Origin of the sequence: Brevundimonas sp. (assembly GCF_036677305.1) — a bacterium.
Taxonomy (GTDB): Bacteria; Pseudomonadota; Alphaproteobacteria; order Caulobacterales; family Caulobacteraceae; genus Brevundimonas.
In genome coordinates this window covers 1-1,597 of record NZ_JAKFEB010000113.1, presented here as the reverse complement: position 1 = coordinate 1,597, position 1,597 = coordinate 1, and the positions used below count along the sequence as shown (strand labels likewise).

2 protein-coding genes are annotated in these 1,597 nt (G+C 67.3%); one reads left to right on the top strand and one right to left on the bottom strand.

Annotated elements, in window-relative coordinates; all coding sequences use genetic code 11:
* On the bottom strand, positions 1-428 hold a 428-nt coding region (locus V6M42_RS06670; protein ID WP_332677933.1), incomplete at its 3' end, for a DUF1176 domain-containing protein.
* Between the two features lie 147 nt (positions 429-575).
* On the opposite strand from V6M42_RS06670, the gene V6M42_RS06665 reads away from it, so the two are divergent.
* A partial coding sequence (locus tag V6M42_RS06665; protein WP_332677932.1) for an NADP-dependent isocitrate dehydrogenase occupies positions 576-1,597 on the top strand: 1,022 nt, incomplete at its 3' end.

The following is a 1,597-nucleotide window of genomic DNA, read 5'->3' as shown; positions in this document are numbered from 1 at the left end:
ATTTCGCGCGCAGCCGCCAGGCGGGCCAGCGTGGCCGGGACCTCTGTCGCCGGAACCCTGAAGCCGACCTGATCGTCGGCCGGAGCGGTCAGGTCCTGCGACCGGCCGTCGATGACCAGCCGGATCGGCACGCCGCTGATCGCCGACAGGTCCATGACGATCTCGGGCCTTGCGTCCGGCCCGGCGTCCAGCCGGATGGCCAGCCAGCCGCCCGTCCCCGTGCCGCTGTAGGTCGTGCACCGCCCGCCGTTGTCGCAGACGGCCTTCCAGTCGCTGAAGACGCGGCGCTCGGAGCGGCCGGCGGCGGCCGTCGTCGTCGCCGGGGTCGCGGGCGAGGCTTCCGCGGACTCGCCGGTTGCGGCCGCCGGCCTGTCGCCGCCGCACGCCGCCAGGGCGGAGGCGATGGCTGCTGTCCAGATCATTCTCATGGCGGTCCCCCATCCGCGGTCCTCACCGCGCCGCCACACCCTACGCCGGGGTTTTCGCCCTGTCGTCCCTCGCCCTTTGCGCCCGCCCGCGCGCCCCGCTATACCGCGCGCCTCACTCCCCATTCCCAGTCAGAGGCGAACAACCGCATGGCCAAGATCAAGGTCGCCAACCCCATCGTGGACATCGACGGCGACGAGATGACCCGCATCATCTGGCAGATGATCAAGGACAAGCTGGTCTTCCCGTTCCTGGACCTCGAGCTCGACTACTACGACCTCGGCATGGAAAACCGCGACGCCACCGACGACCAGGTGACGATCGACGCGGCCAAGGCCATCCAGAAGCACGGCGTGGGCGTGAAATGCGCCACCATCACCCCCGACGAGGCGCGGGTGAAGGAGTTCGGCCTGAAGAAGATGTGGAAGTCGCCCAACGGCACGATCCGCAACATCCTCGGCGGCGTGGTCTTCCGCGAGCCGATCATCTGCTCGAACGTGCCGCGTCTGGTGCCGGGCTGGACCCAGCCGATCGTCGTCGGCCGTCACGCCTTCGGCGACCAGTACAAGGCCACCGACTTCCTGATCCCGGGCCCGGGCAAGCTGACGATCAAATTCGTCGGCAATGACGGGCAGGAGATCGAGCATGAGGTGTTCGACTTCCCCTCGGCCGGCATCGCCATGGGCATGTACAACCTCGATGACTCGATCACCGAGTTCGCCCGCGCCAGCTTCGCCTTCGGTCTGGGCCGCAACTTCCCGGTCTATCTGTCGACCAAGAACACGATCCTGAAAGCCTATGACGGCCGCTTCAAGGACATCTTCCAGAAGGTGTTCGACGAGGAATTCGCCGCCGACTTCAAGGCCAAGGGCCTGACCTACGAACACCGTCTGATCGACGACATGGTGGCCGCGGCCATCAAATGGTCGGGCGGCTTCGTCTGGGCGTGCAAGAACTACGACGGCGACGTGCAGTCCGACGTGGTGGCGCAGGGCTTCGGCTCGCTGGGCCTGATGACCTCGGTGCTGATGACCCCGGACGGCAAGATCCTGGAGTCGGAAGCGGCCCACGGCACCGTCACCCGCCACTATCGCCAGCACCAGAAGGGCGAGGCGACCTCGACCAATTCGATCGCCTCGATCTACGCCTGGACGCGCGGCTTCTCGCACCG